We start from the raw sequence: 18,605 nt of genomic DNA on the forward strand, positions 1-18,605 counted from the left end.
CGGTGTTAATTAATGCTCACGCTGCTTGCACCACCAAGGGGGCGATTACCACAGGCGCCCACTGAGACGACTCCAGAGCTTGATCGCCAGATGCTCGATCGAACCGCTGGCCGCCAGCCCCACGCGCTCCTGCAGGCTTTTGCGTTCGGCAAAGTGCAGGTGATACAGGTTGGCCTCGCGGGCGCGCTGGCTCAGGTACTCATCGCTGGTCATCAACTGGTCGACCAGTTGCTTGTTCAGCGCCGCAACGCCGAGCCAGACTTCACCGGTAGCCACATCATCAATGTGCAACTGCGGGCGATAGCGCGAGACAAAATCCTTGAACAATTGGTGGGTGACGTCCAGGTCTTCCTGGAACTTCTCCCTGCCCTTCTCGGTGTTCTCGCCGAACACCGTCACGGTGCGTTTGTATTCCCCGGCAGTGAATACCTCGAAGTCGACATCGTGCTTTTTCAACAGGCGGTTGACATTGGGCAGCTGTGCCACTACGCCGATCGAGCCGAGGATGGCAAACGGCGCGCTGACGATCTTGTCGCCGATGCAGGCCATCATGTAACCACCACTGGCGGCGACCTTGTCGATGCACACCGTCAGCGGCACCCCGGCCTGGCGGATACGCGCCAGTTGCGAGGCGGCCAGGCCATAGCTGTGAACCATGCCGCCGCCGCTTTCCAGGCGCAACACCACCTCGTCCTGGGCCGTGGCCAGGCTCAGGACGGCGCTGATTTCGTGACGCAGGCTCTCGGTGGCCGAGGCCTTGATGTCGCCGTCAAAGTCGAGGACGAACACCCGCGGCTTTTCTTCGGGCTTTTTCTTCTGCTGCTTTTCGGCCTTGGCCTGCTGCTTGCGCAGGGCCTTGAGCTGGGCCTTGTCCAGCAAGGTGCTTTCCAGGCGCTCGCGCAAGTCCTTGTAGAACTCGTTGAGCTTGTTGACCTGCAACTGCCCGCCGCCCTTGCGCCGGCCCTTGCCGCGCAAACCGGCAATCGCCGAGAGGACAATCAGAATCGCGATCACCAGGGTCGCGGTCTTGGCGAGAAAGCTTGCGTACTCTGCAAGAAACTCCACAGTAACTCCTTAACATGCCTGCGCCCGTACGGCGCGAACCGATAGTCAAGCATACCGAGGCGGCCTTGACCCTGCCAGCGTAGGAAATCTTCGGCAATGCAGTTCAAACGCTCTTTTCAAACGCTTGTATGTTTTTTCGTTGACAGCCCGACAGCGGCAACCTAACCTCGGCTCATCCTTAAGTGCAGGCGGACGACGTGGGCAGTATCTACCTGATTCGACATGGCCAGGCTTCATTTGGTGCAGACGACTATGATGTCCTCTCGCCCGTGGGCATGCGCCAGAGCGAGGCCCTCGGCGAGCACTTGGCGCAACTGGGCCTGCGCCTGGACCGCTGCCTGGCCGGCGACCTGCGCCGCCAGCAAGACACCGCGCGCCTGGCCTTGGCCGTCATGCACAACGCCGGCTGTGAAGTGCCCGCGCTGGAAACCGACAACGCCTTCAACGAATTCGACGCCGATGGCGTGATCCGCGGCCTGCTGCCCGGCCTGTTGCCGGACGAGCCCGAAGCCCTGCATGTACTGCGCAACGCCACCCAGAACCGCAGCGAATTCCAGCGCCTGTTCGCCTTGCTGGTACAGCGCTGGCACGGCGGCGAACATGCCTGCGAAGGCGCCGAGAGCTGGCAGGGCTTTGTCCAGCGTGTCGACGGCGGCCTGCAGCGGGTGCTGCAGCAGGCCGGCAACGGCGACAACATTGCCATTTTCACCTCGGGCGGCACCATCGCCGCCCTGCTCCACCTGGTAACCCGTATCACTGCCGGCCAGGCTTTCGAGCTGAACTGGCAGATCATCAACACCTCGCTCAGCCAACTGAAGTTTCGCGGCCGCGAGGTGGCCCTGGCTTCCTTCAACAGCCAGGCCCATGTGCAGCTGTTGAAGGCGCCGGAGCTCATCACCTACCGATGAACCCCGGCTCGTTGTGACCTCACCCGTCACGCAAATCACTTAATAAGGAACACACCATGAGCGATGTAGCAAAAGCCGTCGAAGCGATGAAAGCCAAGTTCAACCCAGCCGCTGCCGCCGGCCTGGACCTGGTTTTCGGTTTCAACATCACTGACGAAGACAAGCACTACGCCCTCATCGTCAAGGATGGCACCTGCGAAATCCAGGAAGGCGAAAACGCTGACGCCAACTGCACCCTGGTACTGGACAGCGAAACCCTCAAGGGTATCGTCAGCGGCGAAACCGACGGCATGCAGGCCTTCATGGGCGGCAAGCTGCGCGTTGAAGGCGACATGATGCTGTCGATGAAACTGAGCGAGCTGTTCCCGGCCTGATCGGCTTGCAGCGATAAAAAAACCGAAGCCCTGGCTTCGGTTTTTTGCCTGCTGCAATCGCCGGCAGGTCGCTATCGGGCGTTACGCTCAATTTCCTCTCTGGTCAGAAGCCCTGGAAGCTCATTCTCCCTGGCCTCCCTGGCATCCTGCAGGTTTGCATACGCCTGACTCCATTCGGCCTCGACATAAGCCAACTGCGCCAGCTCGTTTTGTGCTACCCCGAATGCCAGCGCCAGCTGCTCAGCCGTCTGGCCCTGTACCACAGGAAGCGGCGTTGCCAGGTCCGCTTGCTCTCCCCGGAGCCGTTGCAGCGCTTCCATGAAATCGATTGCAGGGTCGAAGACTTCGGCCAGTTCAACCTGCAGCGCCTCAAAGCGCTCGCTGTGCACACGCCTGAGATAATTCTGCCAGTAGACTTCCTCGACCATCCATTGCGGTAGCAAGCCAGCCTGGTCCTGGCTAATGACGCGCGCCGCCGCCTCCAGCATATCGCTGGTCACCCAGGTCACAAGACCAGGAAACCTCATCGTGGACGGCTGATTGCGCAAGCCCAGACGTGCGGCCAGGTGAATTCGGTAGTACAGCTCCACTTCTATGTCGTCGATGTCTGGCATCGACGATCGCCAGCCCCGAATCTGCTCCGCCACATAGGTACGCAAGCGCTGCAGGCGCCAGCGGCTGATACCCAGGGCGAGCAGTTGGCGACTGGCCTGGTCACCTTGGGCAAGCGCAACCTGGCTGAGGGCCTGGTCTGCTTCTTCAAGCCCCTGCAGATCACTGAACACCACGACGTCACGGTCTTCACAGGTATCAGCGTCGACTGCCTGAGCGAACAGTTGCCTGCCCAGCCCTTCAGGGTCAGCCGCTGCCGCCTCGATCAACTTCACGGCCTGAGCCTCGGCTACTTGCCTGTTTCTCAGCAACCGGGCCAGCAAGCGCCTGAAGGAGTGCGAGTCGGGCAGGCTGAACAGCTCCCGCGCGGTGTGCGCCTGTTCTTCAGTCAGTTGGTGATAGGCACTGAGGTCATCGTCCGCGTCCTCATCCCACTCCTCCTCGATAAGCACGTCCGCGCCCGGATCGGGCTGCAACTGCATGCGCTCACGAATAAACCGGGTAATAAGCGCCTCGCTCATGCCCTCGTAGCCAAACGACAGGCCCCGCATCCGTCCGGCACCCTCAGGTACCTCGGTGATGGCGTTGCCTTCAAGCCGAACCTCGATAGTCGAGGTGGTTTCAAGCCCGAGCGGCCAGGTGGTTATCTGCGCTTCGGGCAAGGCCAGCAGGCGCAACGCCGGCATCTGGCGGATATCCGGGGTGCGCATCAAGGGGTTGCGCCCCATGGACAGTTCTCGCAAGGTGGTAATGCCAGCCAGCTCACCGACATCGGCCTCGGTCAGGGTGATGTTATTGCGGGTCAAATACAACTGGCGCACGTTCGGCAGCCGCGCCAACTCGGCAAACACGCCCGGACCGAAGCTGATTTGGTTTTCCATCAGCGACAAAAAGCGCAAGGCGGGTAACTGGCACAAGGGCGCAAGTTGTGCGGCGGTAAGCATGAGCGCTGAGCGCGAGACGCCTCTGAGGTCCAGTGACCACAGGCGTCGAAGCCCGCTCAAGCGTTCAAGATTGGCCAGGCCTATTTGCGTGTAGGTGAAATCCAGCACCCGCAGCTCACTCAGTTGCGCCACGTTTTCAGGGAGGTCAGTGATCGGTGTGTTGCGCACGCTCAAGCGGCGCAAGTTGGGAAAGGCTCGGAGGAAATCCGCGGGCAATTCGGTGATGGCCGACATGGTGCTCAATTCGAGTTCCAGAACCTGGTCGATTTCGCACGTCAGGGGTGGCAGCGCGTCAACCACAGGGGAGTTCAGTCTCAGCAGGTAACCCGGCGTCCCATCCAGTTGGTACTCACTGACCTCAAGTGGCGCCCGGTGACGCAACTGCCATACATCCAGCAACTGCATTGCCACTAGCCTGCGCCGTGTGCGGGCAGTGGCCGAAGCCCCTTGCTCTACCCAGGCTGACAAGCTTTCCCGTTCGGCCCTCAGCTCCTGCTCCAGATCGCCGATTACGTTCTCCAGGCTCTCACCTTGCACGCTCGCGTTGCGGAAAAAGTCACGCAACTGCCCATCGGTAAAATCTGGAAACAGCGCTCTGAGCCGCTGCTCCAGAGTGCGGGGCAACAAGCGCCCGATCACACCGCCCAAGGGGTAACCACGGCGCCCGGCGCCTACAGGCAGAGGAGGCCTGAAGCCGCCATGGTCCACCGCCATGCCCAGCGCCAGCCTTGCCTTGGCCGGCTGGCGGGCGGCCAGCTCCAATAGTTTGCGGCGCAGTGCGTCGCTGTCGTCGATATTCAGGCCAAGTGCCACACGCTCGCTGTCCGGCAAGGCCAGCAGCACGCTGGTGAAAAATCCGTGGTCTGAGCTGTTCAGCCCGTCTAACGTTTCCCCGCGTTCGTCATGTGCGCGCCACCCCTGCGCGGTGCGTACCAGCGTTTTGCGTGACACTGCTGCAGCACTGCCGATGCTGTCAAGTTCGGTGCCGGAAACACTATCGCTGCGCACGCTCAAATGAACCGTATCGCTCCAGCCGGGTAGTTCCGGCAACAAATGAAGGGCCAGCCGGTAGGTGTCGTCTTTGGCCAGGTAACTTATTTCAAGGCCTTCGCAAGCGCGTGACAGGCGGATTTGCCGCGAAGCCTCGCGGGCCCGCTTGGCTAGCGTCAGCGGCACCCGCTGCGAAGCCTGCCAACGACTGCTTTCAACTTCACTGGCAGCCTCGGCCAAAGCCTTGGCGACCGGGCGCGACAACCCCTGGAAATCACGCTGCAAGGCCCGTTGCAAGGTGTCGACAATTTCCGTCTGGTCCAAGTACAGGCTATCGAAGATTCGCACCCTTGACGCCAGCATCCGCTCAGCCAGGCTCTGGCGCAGCACTGCTTCGAGGTCTCGTGCCAGGTAGTCATTGCCAAACCAATGGCGACGCTCAGCCGGGCTCAAGCCTTCTATCACCCTGCGGGCCAGGCGTCCCGCCGCAAGATCGCTGCGCGACACCTTGATCGCCGCCACACCTGGCGCCGGGCTGCCATGCACCTGCGGTTGCCCCCACAACTCGGCGCTGTCAAACAGTTCAATGGATTTGCCGCTCGGCCATTGCGGCAACTCCGGCAACAGCGATACCGGATAGTCGAATCCCTTTTGCAGCCCCTGCCCGGTCCTGACATTGTTGATCTGCGCACTGATCAAGCGATCGATTTCGAAACGGTGCCGGGTATCGAGCAGCGCTGCCGGGGTGGGCAGGTCATCACTGTAGACGCGACGCAGTTGCGCGTCGCTGACCCCGCTGATGTCGGCCATGCGTTCGAGCAGCGCATCGGACCAGCCCTCGAACCCCGGCCCCAACCTGCGCACCAGTGTCTTGCGTGGCCAACTGTCCACGCGCTCAAGTGAATGATGCCAGGCCCCCTGGTCGTTATGCTCGAGCACAGGCCGATAGGCCTGGGGATCGTCGGGATGCTTGATCCGCCATTTGCCCAGGCTCGAATCCAGGGTGATTTCGAACGGTTTGCCCTCGATGCGGATATAGCGCCTGCCATCGACCCGGTAAATGCCCTGTGGATCGGCAACGCTTCCCTGCAGCACCTCTGCGCTGCGCTGGTAAGGGCCAAGGTCTGGCCGCCACAAACGGACCTCGCCCCCCGGTAGTTCGACGGCCTCCAGCAGGTCGATCGCCAGCGGCTGGCTCAACGCTGTACCCACGACCCCTGCCGCCACACCGAGCCCCCTGGGCCCTGGGCTTTTGCGCTTGCCAACTGCTGGGCGACGTCAACTGCCCGAACACCTTGGACTGCCCACGCCACCCAAGAAACCGGCTGAAGAAACGCCTGAAATCCTGATTCAGCAAGCGCGCCTTGAGGCTGAGGTAAAAATCCGCGTAGGAGTCGTATTCCTGCACAGGCTTGGCAGCGCCCGGCATCAGTACCACCAATGGCACAGACGACTGCGCGCTCGCAGGATCGGGGCCGATCAGCAAAAAGCCGGCGCCCAGGGTGGTACCGAACAGGTTCAGCAAATAACAACGCGAACCGTCGAACGCACTCTTGCCATACTCATACACCTTGTCGACCCTCAAGGTACGCGACGCCGGGGAGGTCGCCGACTGGGCAAGCAGTTTTTTCAGCATGCGGTAGGCCGGCTCGCTGATGTGCCCAGCGACGCGGGCAGCGTGAATGCTGGTTTCGCACAGGTCTCTGGCGGCTGCAACCAGGGTCTGGCGCACGGCGTCACGGGTATTGGGGGCGTCGAAAATTGCCTGAAGATGGTCTTGATACTGCTGGCCGATATCCAGCTCCCGACACATTTGCGCGAACTGATGAGGGCTGATCGACAGTTTGCTCGAGTAGCGGATGGATTGGTGAGCGCGCCGAGCAGGGTCGACCGCTTCAGGAAAGGGCTGCAAGGCACCGAACGCTGTAACGGCGCTGTAGGCATCGGTGCGAAAGACCTCAACGTCACCTGCACTGAAGTTCTGCAAGGCCGCCTGCAACAACGGTTGGCGAGAAATCAGCACCGAAGCCAGGCGGTCTTCGCGCCAGGACGCGTCATTGCGCATGTGCACCAGCTCATTGGCGGTCACGCTGATATCCAGCGAGAAACGTCTCTTAAGTTCAGCCCGCAGCAGCGGTTCGGCGAACTCGCTGATACCCTTGACCGTGCGCAGAACCCTGGCGGCGGCGGCATTGGATGCCTGGCTACGCCGCAGGCTGTCATTGAAGGCGTCGCGCAGCTGCGACACCGTATCGGCGGCAACCTGGGCAGGGGGCAGTTGACGTTGATGCAGCTCTTTGATGGCATGGGTGCTGGAATGGCTCAGCCAAGTGGGGATCTGCTGTTCGAAGTACTGGTCGTGGGCCTTGAATGGCCTCAAAGCGTCGGTTGTCATGTGCACTGCCTCATGGATGGCTTGAGGCAGCAGTCAATCAAAGGCACGCTGGCGCGAGGATGTAGATATGTATTCACCCGCCACTTGCCCCACCCACCGGCTCAGCCGATCAAGCCTGCTGATTGGGCTGCAACACGCTCGCCTATAAGGCCGACCTATGCTTGTGAGCAACCGTTACAGGAATTAGATTGACCAATAATCTCTGGCTTTGATCATAAGGGAAACGCATGACGCTCACCGACCAGTCCACCCAGGTCCGCCCCGGCGAAGAACTCGACGCTGCGGTGATCGACCCTTATCTGAAGGCGCACATCCCGGGCCTGAGCGGCTCGCCGAGCATCAGCCAGTTCCCCGGCGGCGCCTCGAACCTGACCTACCTGGTGCAGTACCCCGGGCGCGAGTTCGTGCTGCGGCGTCCGCCCTTTGGCCACAAGGCCAAATCCGCCCATGACATGGGCCGCGAGTTTCGCATCCTCAACCAGCTCAACAGCGGTTTCCCCTACTGCCCCAAGGCTTACGTGCACTGTACCGACGAGGCGCTGATCGGCGGTGAGTTCTACGTCATGGACCGGGTCAAGGGCATTATCCTGCGCTCGGACCTGCCGCCGGAGCTGGGCCTGGATGCGCAGCGTACCGAGGCGCTGTGCAAGAGCTTCATCGAGCGCATGGTCGAACTGCACCAGGTGGACTACAACGCCTGCGGCCTGGGCGACCTGGGTAAACCCGAAGGCTATGTGCAACGCCAGATCGAGGGCTGGGCCAGCCGCTACGAAAAAGCCCTGACTGCGGATGCGCCACGCTGGGAAAAGGTCATCGCCTGGCTGCGCGAGAAGATGCCCGCCGACCACCCCAAGCCTGCAATCGTGCACAACGACTATCGCTTCGACAACGTCATCCTCGATGCCGACAACCCCATGCGCATCATCGGTGTGCTCGACTGGGAGATGACCACCCTGGGCGATCCGCTGATGGACCTGGGCAACACCCTGGCCTACTGGATCGAAGCGGCGGACCCGGCGCCGGTGCAACTGATGCGCCGCCAGCCGAGCAATGCCCCGGGCATGCTGACCCGCCAGCAGTTTGTCGATTACTACGCCGAACGCGCCGGGATCAAAATCGACAACTATGACTTCTACTACACCTACGGCCTGTTCCGCCTGGCCGGCATCGTCCAGCAGATCTACTACCGGTTCTTCCACGGCCAGACCCAGGACAAGCGCTTCGCCCAGTTCATTCACATGAACACGCTGCTGGAGCACATGAGCCTGCAGGTCATCGCCAAGTCCCCACTCTGACGACTACAACAAGGAAAAGACCATGTCCAAGACTCACCTGTTCGACCTCGACGGTAAAGTCGCCTTCGTTTCCGGCGCCAGTCGCGGCATCGGCGAAGCCATCGCCCACCTGCTGGCCCAGCAAGGCGCCCATGTAATCGTCTCCAGCCGCAAGCTCGAGGGCTGCCAGCAGGTCGTCGATGCGATCACTGCCGGCGGCGGCAAGGCCACTGCGGTTGCCTGCCATATCGGCGAGATGGAGCAGATCAGTCAGGTTTTCGCCGGCATTCGCGAACAATTCGGGCGCCTGGACATCCTGGTCAACAATGCCGCCACCAACCCGCAGTTCTGCAACGTGCTGGACACCGACCTTGGCGCCTTCCAGAAGACCGTCGACGTCAATATCCGCGGCTACTTCTTCATGTCAGTGGAAGCCGGCAAGCTGATGCGCGAAAACGGCGGCGGCAGCATCATCAACGTCGCCTCGATCAACGGCGTATCGCCGGGGATCTTCCAGGGCATCTACTCGGTGACCAAGGCTGCGGTGATCAACATGACCAAGGTGTTCGCCAAGGAGTGCGCGCCGTTCGGCATCCGCTGCAACGCCCTGTTGCCGGGCCTGACCGATACCAAGTTCGCCTCGGCGCTGGTCAACAACGACGCGATCCTCAACACCGCCCTGCAGCAGATCCCGCTCAAGCGCGTGGCCGATCCGAAGGAGATGGCCGGGGCAGTGCTGTACCTGGCCAGTGACGCGTCGAGCTATACCACCGGTGTGGCATTGAACGTGGATGGCGGTTTTCTAAGCTGATGGCGATGACCGCAAAAGAGAAAGGGGCACTGGCCCCTTTCTTCATGACTCACCGCTATTGACGATCAAGGTTTGCGCTGTACGCCCGAAGGCCCCGGCTGCGGGCTTTGTGTCGACATGCCCTGGGCAAAGTACTCGTTGACGATCTGCCGGGTGTATTCAACCATGGACTGCTGGACCATTGCCGGCATCAGATGGAGCGCTTGCAGCCGATGGTCTTCGTTGTCCAGCACCAGTGCCCCGGTGTTCACTGCCACGCCGTCACGCTCGGCAATGACCTTGCGGGCCTGGCTGAGGAGCTGCGCCAGGCGGTTACGTACCGGTTCGCTCAACGTGAGCGGCACACCTTCGCGATCCCTCAGTTTCCGCAGCGCCGATGCAACCTTGTGACTCCAGGGGGCGTACTCTTCCACACCCAGGTGCTCCTGCCAGAACGGCTGATCGCTCAACGCCACAGGGAAATCCTGTGCCTGCGCGGTCAGGACGTCCGCCTCGACTTCATGCGCCATCGCGCTGCTCATCCACGTTACCAAGTCGGCATTGACCTGGCGCCGCGGCTGGTGACGCAAACGCAGCGGGGTGGTCAAAGCGATACGAATATACAACTCGATCTCGGCATAATCCGGCTGGCCGTCAGGATTAGGGTGCTGCGCCCACCAATCGCGATAACGCCTGGCAACGGACTCACGCAGGCTGCGCACCCGCCAGAGCGACAGGCCCAGTTCGATCAGTTCGGGGCGGGCGTCGCCGGAGGTACTGGCCACTACCCGATCCGCTTCTGCCAGCCCCAGCAGGTCGGAAAAACGTTGCACCGCGGAATCGATACACCCCAGGTCCAGTGCCACACGATAGAACGCCTCGCGGGTGGTCTCATTGAACATGCGCAAGATGATCGAGTGGATTTGCCCGGTGACCTCTTCGCGCTCATCCACTGGCGTTCGCGAGCGTATCGTATTCATCAAGGCAAAAAACGCACGGCTGCCATTACTGTTCTCGTCAATCAATTGCTGCGCCAGGCGCCGTTCCTCTGCCGACAAGCCGTCGAGCAACGTATCCTCGGCGTTCTCCTCAGTGTCCATTTCCTCTTCGGATTCAGTTGATGACTCGCCCACCAAAGCGCGTGACAGGCGGACTTCGCCATAAACCGCGCCAGGCAGGTTGTTCACTTCAGTCAATTCCCTCAGCACTCGCTCGCGGTCCGGGGTATTGAGCCCGTCAACCGACAGGCGTAGCCCAGGCACAAGGCCTGCACCGGCCGGCACGCTGTCCAGATTGACATCCTCAAGGTTGGCGTGTTCGATGTGCGCTAGGTTTTCCAGGCCCACCGGCCAGTTGGCGTAGGAGTAATGCAGGTCCAGGCAACGCAAATCGCCCATCCTGCTGACATCGACTGTGTCGAAGAGCGGAGTGCGGCTCAGGTCCAGATGGCGTAAATGAACGAGACCGCGAACATTCTCTCCATACAGGGTGAACGCGTTGCCGGACAGGTCAAGATGCGTCAGATGTTGAAGGGGCGCCAGCGCGCCAATCACATCGTCCGCGAACCACGCCCGGCTGTTTTGGATCTGCAAGCGCTGCAGGTGTTGGCAGCGGGCGATAGCCGCCATGTCTTCGGCGCGCCAGGTAAGCGTTTCGCGACGACTTTGCCTTGGCCACAGATTGATGATGTTCAGCTCCCTTAATTGCGCAAGCAGGCCAATCGGCCTCAAGTCCTCTGGGCGCAGATACGCGTTGGTCAAGGACAGCGTGCGCAACTGCGGCAAATCGGTCAGGCCGATTGGCAGACGACCAATCCTGGTTATCAAGCGCAGTTCGCGCAGGTTAGGGAAGCGCGCGATGAAGCTGCCAGGCAGATTTTCCATCGCCGGCAGGTTGAGGGTCAGGCGCTCGACTGCGGCGAAGTCCAGCGGCAGCTCGGGCAGGCTGTCGACAAACCCATCGTTGATTTCCAGCTCACGGATTGTCGGGGCCATGGCATTGAGCAACTGCTCGGCGATAATCCCCCGCCGGCGCGCACCGTAACCCGCCCCCTGCACATTGCTGACCCGGACCCAAGCCCGCAACGCGCCATCCAGGCGCAAGCGCGCTTGCTCCAGCCTATCGAGTGCGTCGGTGAGCGTCATCCCCTGTTGTGCCACTTCGTCAAAAATACGATCGATTTGGCTTTCGGATGCCATAGGGAACATGAGTTGCAACCGTTCGCGACTACTCCCGCGCTCGAACCGCCCACCGGTGCCACCCATCGCCCGGGTGCGGCGGCCGGAGCCTTGCGGATGCAAGGTAACGGGTGGGCGCTCGATGCCAAGCAGGGCCAAAGCACGCGTCGGATCGGTAGCGGCCAGTTCATCCAGCAGGTTGCGCAAGCGTTCAGTCTCGTTCGTACCCAGCCCCAGGCGTTGGCGCTGCGAAGCCCCCATCAGATCCAGCAGCGCGGCATAGAAGTCACTGTGGAAACGGCTGTCAAGGTAACGCTCACCCTCCAGTCGAACCACTTCGTAGCTGACCGGGCTGCCGGCGCCCATCCCCCAGGACGGCGCGCCTTGCACCTGCGCATGGCGCCTCGGCGTCGTGCTTCGCACATCTCCCGGATACAACGCCAGGTTCAGGTCTGAGTGCCAGCCAGGCAGGGACGGTAATAGTGCGAACGCCAGCAGGCGGGTATCGATGTGGGCTTGGGCAGGAGCGCGAAAACCCATCAGCGCACGCGTCAGCCGATAGGCGTTCCAGGCCTGGCGTGAACGCTCGAACAGGTTCAGGTCAAGGACACCGCGGGAAAGACGTTCCAGCACAAGAGGTGAGGAGTCGGTAATCAGCCGGTCAAGCATCTGCACAGGCAGGTCCGGGTAGTGCTGGCGAAGTTCGTCAAGTTGCACGTCGCCAGCCACCTGCGCCGGCTCAGGCAGTTGCAGGGCGACTTCGCTGCGGGCCAGGAACGCGCGAAACAGCCTGTCGTACCATTCCAGAAACAGCACCGCCGGCGGTGCGCCGCAGTCAGGGCCGCAATAAGCGTTACTGTCGTCCTGTTGTGGGCTGCGTCGTGGCCGGGGTACCTGAGTCTCGGTGACAGTAAACAGCGCACGGAATTCTGCCAGTTCTGGCACCTCGTACTCAGCAGGCACCACACGCCCGTCCTTGACCAGCGCCAGCAGCGATTCGGTCTTGCGCACCCGCCGCAGTCGGCCGATCGTCCACACCAGTAATGCAGGCGGCGCATCGTCATGGCTATACACCCTGCGCAAGGTGGTATTGGTTACACCACTGAGGCGTGCAGCCAGCATCAGATCTTCATCGCCAAGGTCTTCCAGCCAGCTACCCAGGCGCCGCAGCAACGATAGCCGCCCCCATCGCTCCGGGCGCTCCAGGCTATGGTGCCAACTGCCCGCGCCGTTGTGCTCGAGGATCGGACTATAGTCGCGCTGATCGCTAATCAGACTCAAGCGCTCTTTTTCGATACTGGCATCGAAATTGATCAAATAGCTGCGGCCATTGATTCGGATTTCCCGCCCCAGGGACGAATGGATGATGCCTCGATCATTTGGCGGATCGAACTGCTGCGGGGGCGGCAAGGTGTAGGCGCTCAGGTTGCTGGCCCAACGCCCGTAACGGCCGTTGGGCAGGATCACCCAGCGCCAGGGCATGACGTAGTCGGAGGGGGCCTGGCCCTCATCCTCCTCGCCGGCTTGAAACCCGACCCCGGCACCGAACATCAGGTGTTGCTGAGTAGCCTCGAGAAAATATGCGATGTTGCCAAGCGTCCTGCGGCCCTCTACCGCCGCCGTGGGCACGGCCAGGTACCTGGCATCGTCGCCAAGCCTGCGGCACATTTGTTCGAACCAGTGTGCCTTCAAACCCTTGCTCAGCGATTCGGTGCGCAGGTTCAAGCGCCTGTTGCGTGTGTATTCGTCGGTCTCCAGCAACGCTTCAAGCACGATGGACCATTTAGCCATTGGTACAAAACGGCGGAAAAAGGCCTGGAAAGCCCCATCAGTCAGCTGTACCTGCAGATCGTCAAGGAACGCTGAACGGGAGGGGTACTCCTTCAACGGCTGCTGCGGATGCCCCGGTACAAAGGCAACACAGGGCGACTGTGGCTTGTCGGCGCCAAACACGAGAATTTCACTCAACGCCACATCGTCAAGCAGGTGCAGCGACCACCCCTCGGCATGATCGTAGGGTGAGATGCCGTCGTTGAGAATATGCCGGACCTTGCTGCCATGGCGGGTATCGCGCGCCGCCCCGTTGATGAATGTGTTGAGGATGACCTTCGCGGCGCTGCTCAGCTGGCCCTTGATATCGGCAATCGCCAGTTCCTCGGCCAGGACATTCATGGCGGCCGCACATTTGACCTGCGGCAGGGAACCGGCAGCCAGCTGGCGGGTCAGGTACTCCTGATACTGCTTGCCCATATCCAGGATGCGAACTTGCAGCGCATAGGCAACACCCTCGTCGGCGTAACACACGATGGAACTTACGGCATCGACGGCATCCCGATCCTTGCCGGTGAAGCCGGCAAACAGATCGAACTCCGTGGGTATTGCCAGCTTGACGAAAGGGTTGCCAGCCAATTGCCGCAGCTGCGCCAGGCTGAAGTTCTGCAAGGCGGCTTCGTACATCGAGCGCTGACTCAGCAGCACCTCATCCAGGCGATTGGGTAACGCGGCTGAGTCGGGGCTGAACACCAGAAACGTGCCGTTGACAGTGTCGACCACTTCGCCAGAGCTTTCACGGGCCATTTGCTCGAGCTTGGGTCGACAGAATTCATACAGGGTCTGCAGCCCGCAGATCGCCGCCGTCAGTTCACGGCGCAGCGTACGGCCCTCTTCACGTATGCGCATCAGGCGCAGGCGTTTGGCCGGCTCGGCGGTCTGCAGCCATTGGGGCAAACCTTCCTGTTCAAGGGGTGAAAACGACGATGGTATGTAACCGATCCCGGCATACGGCAACGACGCTGCGGGGGTATTGGCCAATAACGATGACATGACGGATACCTCTGATTGAAAGAGAACCTTCAGTTCATCAGAAGTCGACAGCGTCGATCATATAGATATTTACTCACTACCGGCCTTGCACTGGGCAGCGCAAACGCTTGCGTTTACCATGGCGGCCTTGCGCCTGCCAACGCGCGTCCTGTTAAGCCCACGCCATGCCTTTCGAACTCAGCGTAGACCTCACCACCCTGGCGATTCTTGCCGCCGTCGCCTTTGTCGCCGGCTTCATCGATGCCATCGCCGGTGGTGGTGGCCTGCTCACCACCCCTGCCCTGCTCACCGCCGGTATGCCGCCGCATCTGGTGCTGGGCACCAACAAGCTCAGTTCGACCTTTGGCTCGGCCACCGCCGGCTTTACCTATTACCGGCGCAAACTGTTCCACCCGGCGCAGTGGCGTCACGCCCTGGCCGGCACCTTTGTCGGCGCCTTGATCGGTGCAGTGGTGGCCCACTACCTGCCGGCCGAATGGCTGAACAAGATGCTGCCGGTGATCGTCTTCCTCTGCGGTGTTTACCTGCTGTTCGGCGGCACGCCCAAGGCGCCGCTGGATGCCGACGCACCGGTGAAAAAGAAGTGGCAGATCCCCCAGGGCTTCACCCTGGGTTTCTATGACGGCGTGGCCGGCCCCGGTACCGGGGCGTTCTGGACCGTCAGTACCCTGCTGCTCTACCCCATCGACCTGGTCAAGGCCAGCGGCGTGGCGCGCAGCATGAACTTCGTCAGCAACGCCGCGGCCCTGTCGGTGTTCATTTTCTCCGGCCAGGTCGACTGGCTGGTGGGCCTGTCGATGGGCTCGGCGCTGATGGTCGGCGCATTTTTCGGTGCGCGCACCGCCATCAGCGGCGGCAGCAAGTTCATCCGCCCGGTGTTCATCACCGTGGTGCTGGCGTTGACCGTGCGCCTAGCGTGGCAGCACTGGTTCGGCCAGGCCTAGACGCCGCGCCACGTACAGGTCGATCAGATACCGGGCAATCGAGCGCCCCGCCGGCAACGGCGGCAGCGCATCGACGCGAAACCACTGGGCGTCTTCGATCTCGTCCGCCTGCATGATGATCTCGCCACCGGCGTACTCGGCATGAAAGCCGAGCATCATCGAATGCGGGAACGGCCAGCACTGGCTACCGACGTACTGGATGTTCTGCACCTCGATCGCCACCTCTTCGCGCACCTCGCGCACCAGGCAATCCTCAGCCGACTCGCCCGGCTCGGCAAAGCCGGCCAAGGTGCTGTACACGCCGGTGACAAAGCGCGGAGAACGGGCCAGGAGGATTTCATCGCCACGGGTGACCAGCACGATCATGCTCGGCGAGATGCGTGGGTAGCTGCGCAGCTCGCACGGCGCGCAGTACATGGCCCGCTCCCAGTGGATCTGCGCCATGGGCTGGCCGCAGCTGCCGCAAAAGCGGTGCTCGCGGGCCCAGGTGCCGATCTGCGCGGCGTAGCCGAGGACCTTGTAGGTGTCGAAGTCGCCTTCAAGCATGAACTGACGCAACCCCCGCCAGCTGCAGCCCTGCACCGTCTGCGGGCTGCGCAATTCGAGCAGGAACACCGGCTGGCCATCGAAATGGCCGATACCGTGCTCGCACAGCACGTCCAGCTCCTGGCGCTTGAGCCAGTCGCGCGGGAACAGCGCGCCGTTATCATCGACCAGGAACCCTTCGCTGCAGCGGGCTACTGCCCAGCCGCCGCTGATGTTCGTATCCAGTACTGCGGTGATCCAGCGCGCTGACATTGTGCGGTTCCTTGCGCAGGTTCGCCGCCGGGCGTCAGTCGGCGAACTCGGGTTTCTGTTTGCTCATGTGGGCGGCAACCGCCACCCGCAGATCGGTGGATTGAAGCATGGCGGCGTTCCAGGTGGCGATGTATTCCAGGCCATCGTCGATGCGGTGATCGCGCATGTAGCTGATCATGTGCTTGGTGCCGGCCACGGCAAGCGGCGATTTTCCCGCAATTTCAGCGGCAATGGCAAAGACTCCGTCGAGCAGCGCCTCATACGAGTCGAACACCCGGTTGACCAGGCCGATGCGCAGGGCTTCGTCAGCCGCGACATTGCGCCCGGTGTAGGCCAGCTCGCGCATGATGCCGTCGCCGATGATCCGCGGCAGGCGCTGCAGGGTGCCGACGTCGGCGGCCATGCCCATGTCGACCTCCTTGATCGAGAACTGCGCATCGCTGCTGCAGTAGCGCATGTCACAGGCCGAGACCAGGTCGATGGCGCCGCCGATGCAATAGCCCTGAATCGCCGCCAGCACCGGCTTGCGGCAGTTGTCCACGGCATTGAACGACGCCTGCATGCGCAGGATGGTCCGGCGCAGCAAGCGTGCGTTGCGGCCGACGTCCTTGCCCAGCTCGTTGGCCACCGAGGCTAGCAGCATCAGGTCGATGCCCGCGGAGAAATGCTTGCCCGCGCCGCTGATCACCACCGCGCGCACCGCGTCGGTTTCATCGATCCACTGGAAGATCTCGACGATCTCACTCCAGAACGCCGCGTTCATGGCGTTGTACTTTTCCGGGCGGTTGATCTGCACGTGGGCGATGTGGTGAATCAGTTCGACCTTGAACGCTTGGTACTCAGTCACGGTGCTTTCCTTGATGGCGGCGAGGTTGATCGCAGGACTATAACAAGGTGGCCGTCGGCGCCAAGGCCGCGCTTGTGCCAAAACCGGGACTTTTACCTTGATCTCCGTTCACACATGCGGCACTTTGCCCAGCTGTTGAATCATAAGGATACATTTTCATGTCCCGCTCCCTGGCCGGCGCCCTGGCCCACAATTTTCTCGGTCAGTCGCCGCGCTGGTACAAGGCCACCTTGTGCCTGTTCCTGCTGCTCAATCCCCTGCTGCTGTTCACCCTTGGCCCGGTGGTGGCCGGCTGGGTGCTGGTGATCGAGTTCATCTTTACCCTCGGCATGGCGCTCAAGTGCTACCCGCTGATGCCCGGCGGCCTGCTGATGGTCGAAGCCCTGTTGCTGGGCATGACCACGCCGCAAGCGCTGTATGAAGAGCTGCAGCACAACTTTCCGGTGATCCTGCTGCTGATGTTCATGGTCGCCGGCATCTACTTCATGAAAGACCTGCTGCTGTTCCTGTTTTCGCGCATCCTGCTGGGGGTGCGCTCCAAGACCCTGCTGGCCTTGCTGTTCTGCTTTCTGTCGGCCTTCCTCTCGGCGTTTCTCGATGCCTTGACGGTCACGGCGGTGATCATCAGCGCGGCGGTGGGCTTTTATTCGGTGTATCACCGGGTCGCTTCCGGCGGCAACCCGCGGGAAGAGTCCGACCTGGACAGCGACCAGCAGATCGCTCACCTGCACCGCGAAGACCTGCAGCAGTTTCGCGCGTTCTTGCGCAGCCTGCTGATGCATGGGGCTGTCGGTACCGCCCTAGGCGGCGTGTGCACCCTGGTGGGTGAGCCGCAGAACCTGCTGATCGGCCACGAAATGGGCTGGCACTTCGCCGAGTTCTTCCTCAAGGTCGCGCCGGTGTCGCTGCCGGTGCTGGTGGCCGGGCTGGTCACCTGTGTCCTGCTGGAGAAACTGCGCTGGTTCGGCTACGGCACCCTGCTGCCGGACACCGTGCGCCAGGTGCTGGCCACCTATGCCGCCGAAGACGACGCCCAGCGCACCACCCAGCAGCGTGCCGCGCTGCTGGTGCAGGGCCTGGCGGCGCTGATCCTGATCATCGGCCTGGGCCTGCATGTGGCCGAAGTGGGCCTGATCGGCCTGCTGGTGATCGTGCTGATCACCGCCTTTACCGGCATCACCGACGAACACCGCCTGGGCCGCGCGTTCCAGGACGCCATGCCGTTTACCGCGCTGTTGGTGGTGTTCTTTGCCGTCGTGGCGGTGATTCACCAGCAGCAGCTGTTTACCCCGCTGATCCAGTGGGTGCTGGCGCTACCGGCCGATCAGCAGCCAGGCATGCTGTTTATCGCCAACGGCCTGTTGTCGGCGATCAGCGACAACGTGTTCGTCGCCACTATCTATATCACCGAGGTCAAGCAGGCGTTTGTCAACGGCGGCATGAGCCGTGAGCACTTCGAGACCCTGGCGGTGGCAATCAATACCGGCACCAACCTGCCGAGCGTGGCCACGCCCAATGGCCAGGCGGCGTTCCTGTTCCTGCTGACCTCGGCGATTGCGCCGCTGATTCGCCTGTCGTACGGGCGCATGGTGTGGATGGCGCTGCCCTATACCGTGGTCATGGGTGGGCTGGGGTGGTGGGCGGTGACGTACTGGTTGTAGGAG

At 61.9% G+C, this 18,605-nt stretch carries 12 protein-coding genes; 6 read left to right on the forward strand and 6 right to left on the reverse strand.

The window, feature by feature from the left end; translation table 11 throughout:
• Positions 1–45: 45 nt before the first annotated feature.
• Entirely contained in the window at positions 46–1,065 is a 1,020-nt protein-coding gene (gene sohB / locus KHO53_RS25350; RefSeq protein ID WP_213571206.1) for a protease SohB, read from the reverse strand.
• Between the two features lie 197 nt (positions 1,066–1,262).
• Between sohB and KHO53_RS25355 the strand changes: the two genes are divergently transcribed.
• Together KHO53_RS25355 and KHO53_RS25360 are read left to right on the forward strand one after the other, a co-directional pair.
• Complete coding sequence (locus KHO53_RS25355) at positions 1,263–1,973, forward strand: histidine phosphatase family protein (RefSeq protein ID WP_010223707.1); 711 nt, start codon at positions 1,263–1,265, stop codon at positions 1,971–1,973.
• Between the two features lie 56 nt (positions 1,974–2,029).
• A complete protein-coding gene (locus KHO53_RS25360; protein ID WP_036995189.1) occupies positions 2,030–2,347 on the forward strand; it encodes an SCP2 sterol-binding domain-containing protein in 318 nt (105 codons plus the stop codon).
• Positions 2,348–2,418: 71 nt separating this feature from the next.
• Here the strand turns inward: KHO53_RS25360 and KHO53_RS25365 are convergent, their stop codons facing one another.
• Together KHO53_RS25365 and KHO53_RS25370 are read right to left on the reverse strand one after the other, a co-directional pair.
• Complete coding sequence (locus KHO53_RS25365) at positions 2,419–5,703, reverse strand: NEL-type E3 ubiquitin ligase domain-containing protein (protein WP_213571208.1); 3,285 nt, start codon at positions 5,701–5,703, stop codon at positions 2,419–2,421.
• Positions 5,704–5,818: 115 nt separating this feature from the next.
• The gene (locus KHO53_RS25370; RefSeq protein WP_213571210.1) at positions 5,819–7,288 is read right to left on the reverse strand and encodes a dermonecrotic toxin domain-containing protein; all 1,470 of its coding nucleotides are present in this window, start codon (positions 7,286–7,288) and stop codon (positions 5,819–5,821) included.
• Positions 7,289–7,515: 227 nt separating this feature from the next.
• Here KHO53_RS25370 and KHO53_RS25375 point away from each other — a divergent pair, with 227 nt between their 5' ends.
• Entirely contained in the window at positions 7,516–8,583 is a 1,068-nt protein-coding gene (locus tag KHO53_RS25375; protein ID WP_159388789.1) for a phosphotransferase family protein, read from the forward strand.
• A gap of 22 nt (positions 8,584–8,605) precedes the next feature.
• Complete coding sequence (locus KHO53_RS25380; RefSeq protein WP_213571212.1) at positions 8,606–9,373, forward strand: SDR family oxidoreductase; 768 nt, start codon at positions 8,606–8,608, stop codon at positions 9,371–9,373.
• A 65-nt stretch (positions 9,374–9,438) separates the two neighbouring features.
• On the opposite strand, the gene KHO53_RS25385 is transcribed toward KHO53_RS25380, so the two are convergent.
• A complete protein-coding gene (locus KHO53_RS25385; protein WP_213571214.1) occupies positions 9,439–14,208 on the reverse strand; it encodes a dermonecrotic toxin domain-containing protein in 4,770 nt (1,589 codons plus the stop codon).
• A 308-nt stretch (positions 14,209–14,516) separates the two neighbouring features.
• Here KHO53_RS25385 and KHO53_RS25390 point away from each other — a divergent pair, with 308 nt between their 5' ends.
• On the forward strand, positions 14,517–15,296 hold the full coding sequence (locus KHO53_RS25390) for a TSUP family transporter (protein ID WP_010223718.1): 780 nt from the start codon (positions 14,517–14,519) through the stop codon (positions 15,294–15,296).
• Here the strand turns inward: KHO53_RS25390 and nudC are convergent.
• On the reverse strand, positions 15,264–16,094 hold the full coding sequence (gene nudC / locus KHO53_RS25395; RefSeq protein WP_010223721.1) for an NAD(+) diphosphatase: 831 nt from the start codon (positions 16,092–16,094) through the stop codon (positions 15,264–15,266). The two genes, KHO53_RS25390 and nudC, sit on opposite strands and share 33 nt — an antisense overlap.
• A 34-nt stretch (positions 16,095–16,128) precedes the next feature.
• A complete protein-coding gene (locus tag KHO53_RS25400) occupies positions 16,129–16,941 on the reverse strand; it encodes a crotonase/enoyl-CoA hydratase family protein (protein ID WP_213571216.1) in 813 nt (270 codons plus the stop codon).
• Positions 16,942–17,099: 158 nt separating this feature from the next.
• On the opposite strand from KHO53_RS25400, the gene nhaB reads away from it, so the two are divergent.
• Positions 17,100–18,602 (forward strand): sodium/proton antiporter NhaB, encoded by a 1,503-nt coding sequence (gene nhaB / locus KHO53_RS25405; protein WP_010223726.1) that lies wholly within the window; start codon positions 17,100–17,102, stop codon positions 18,600–18,602.
• Positions 18,603–18,605 lie beyond the last annotated feature (3 nt).

This window comes from Pseudomonas sp. RC2C2 (assembly GCF_018390435.1).
In the GTDB taxonomy this organism is placed as follows: Bacteria; Pseudomonadota; Gammaproteobacteria; order Pseudomonadales; family Pseudomonadaceae; genus Aquipseudomonas; species Aquipseudomonas donghuensis.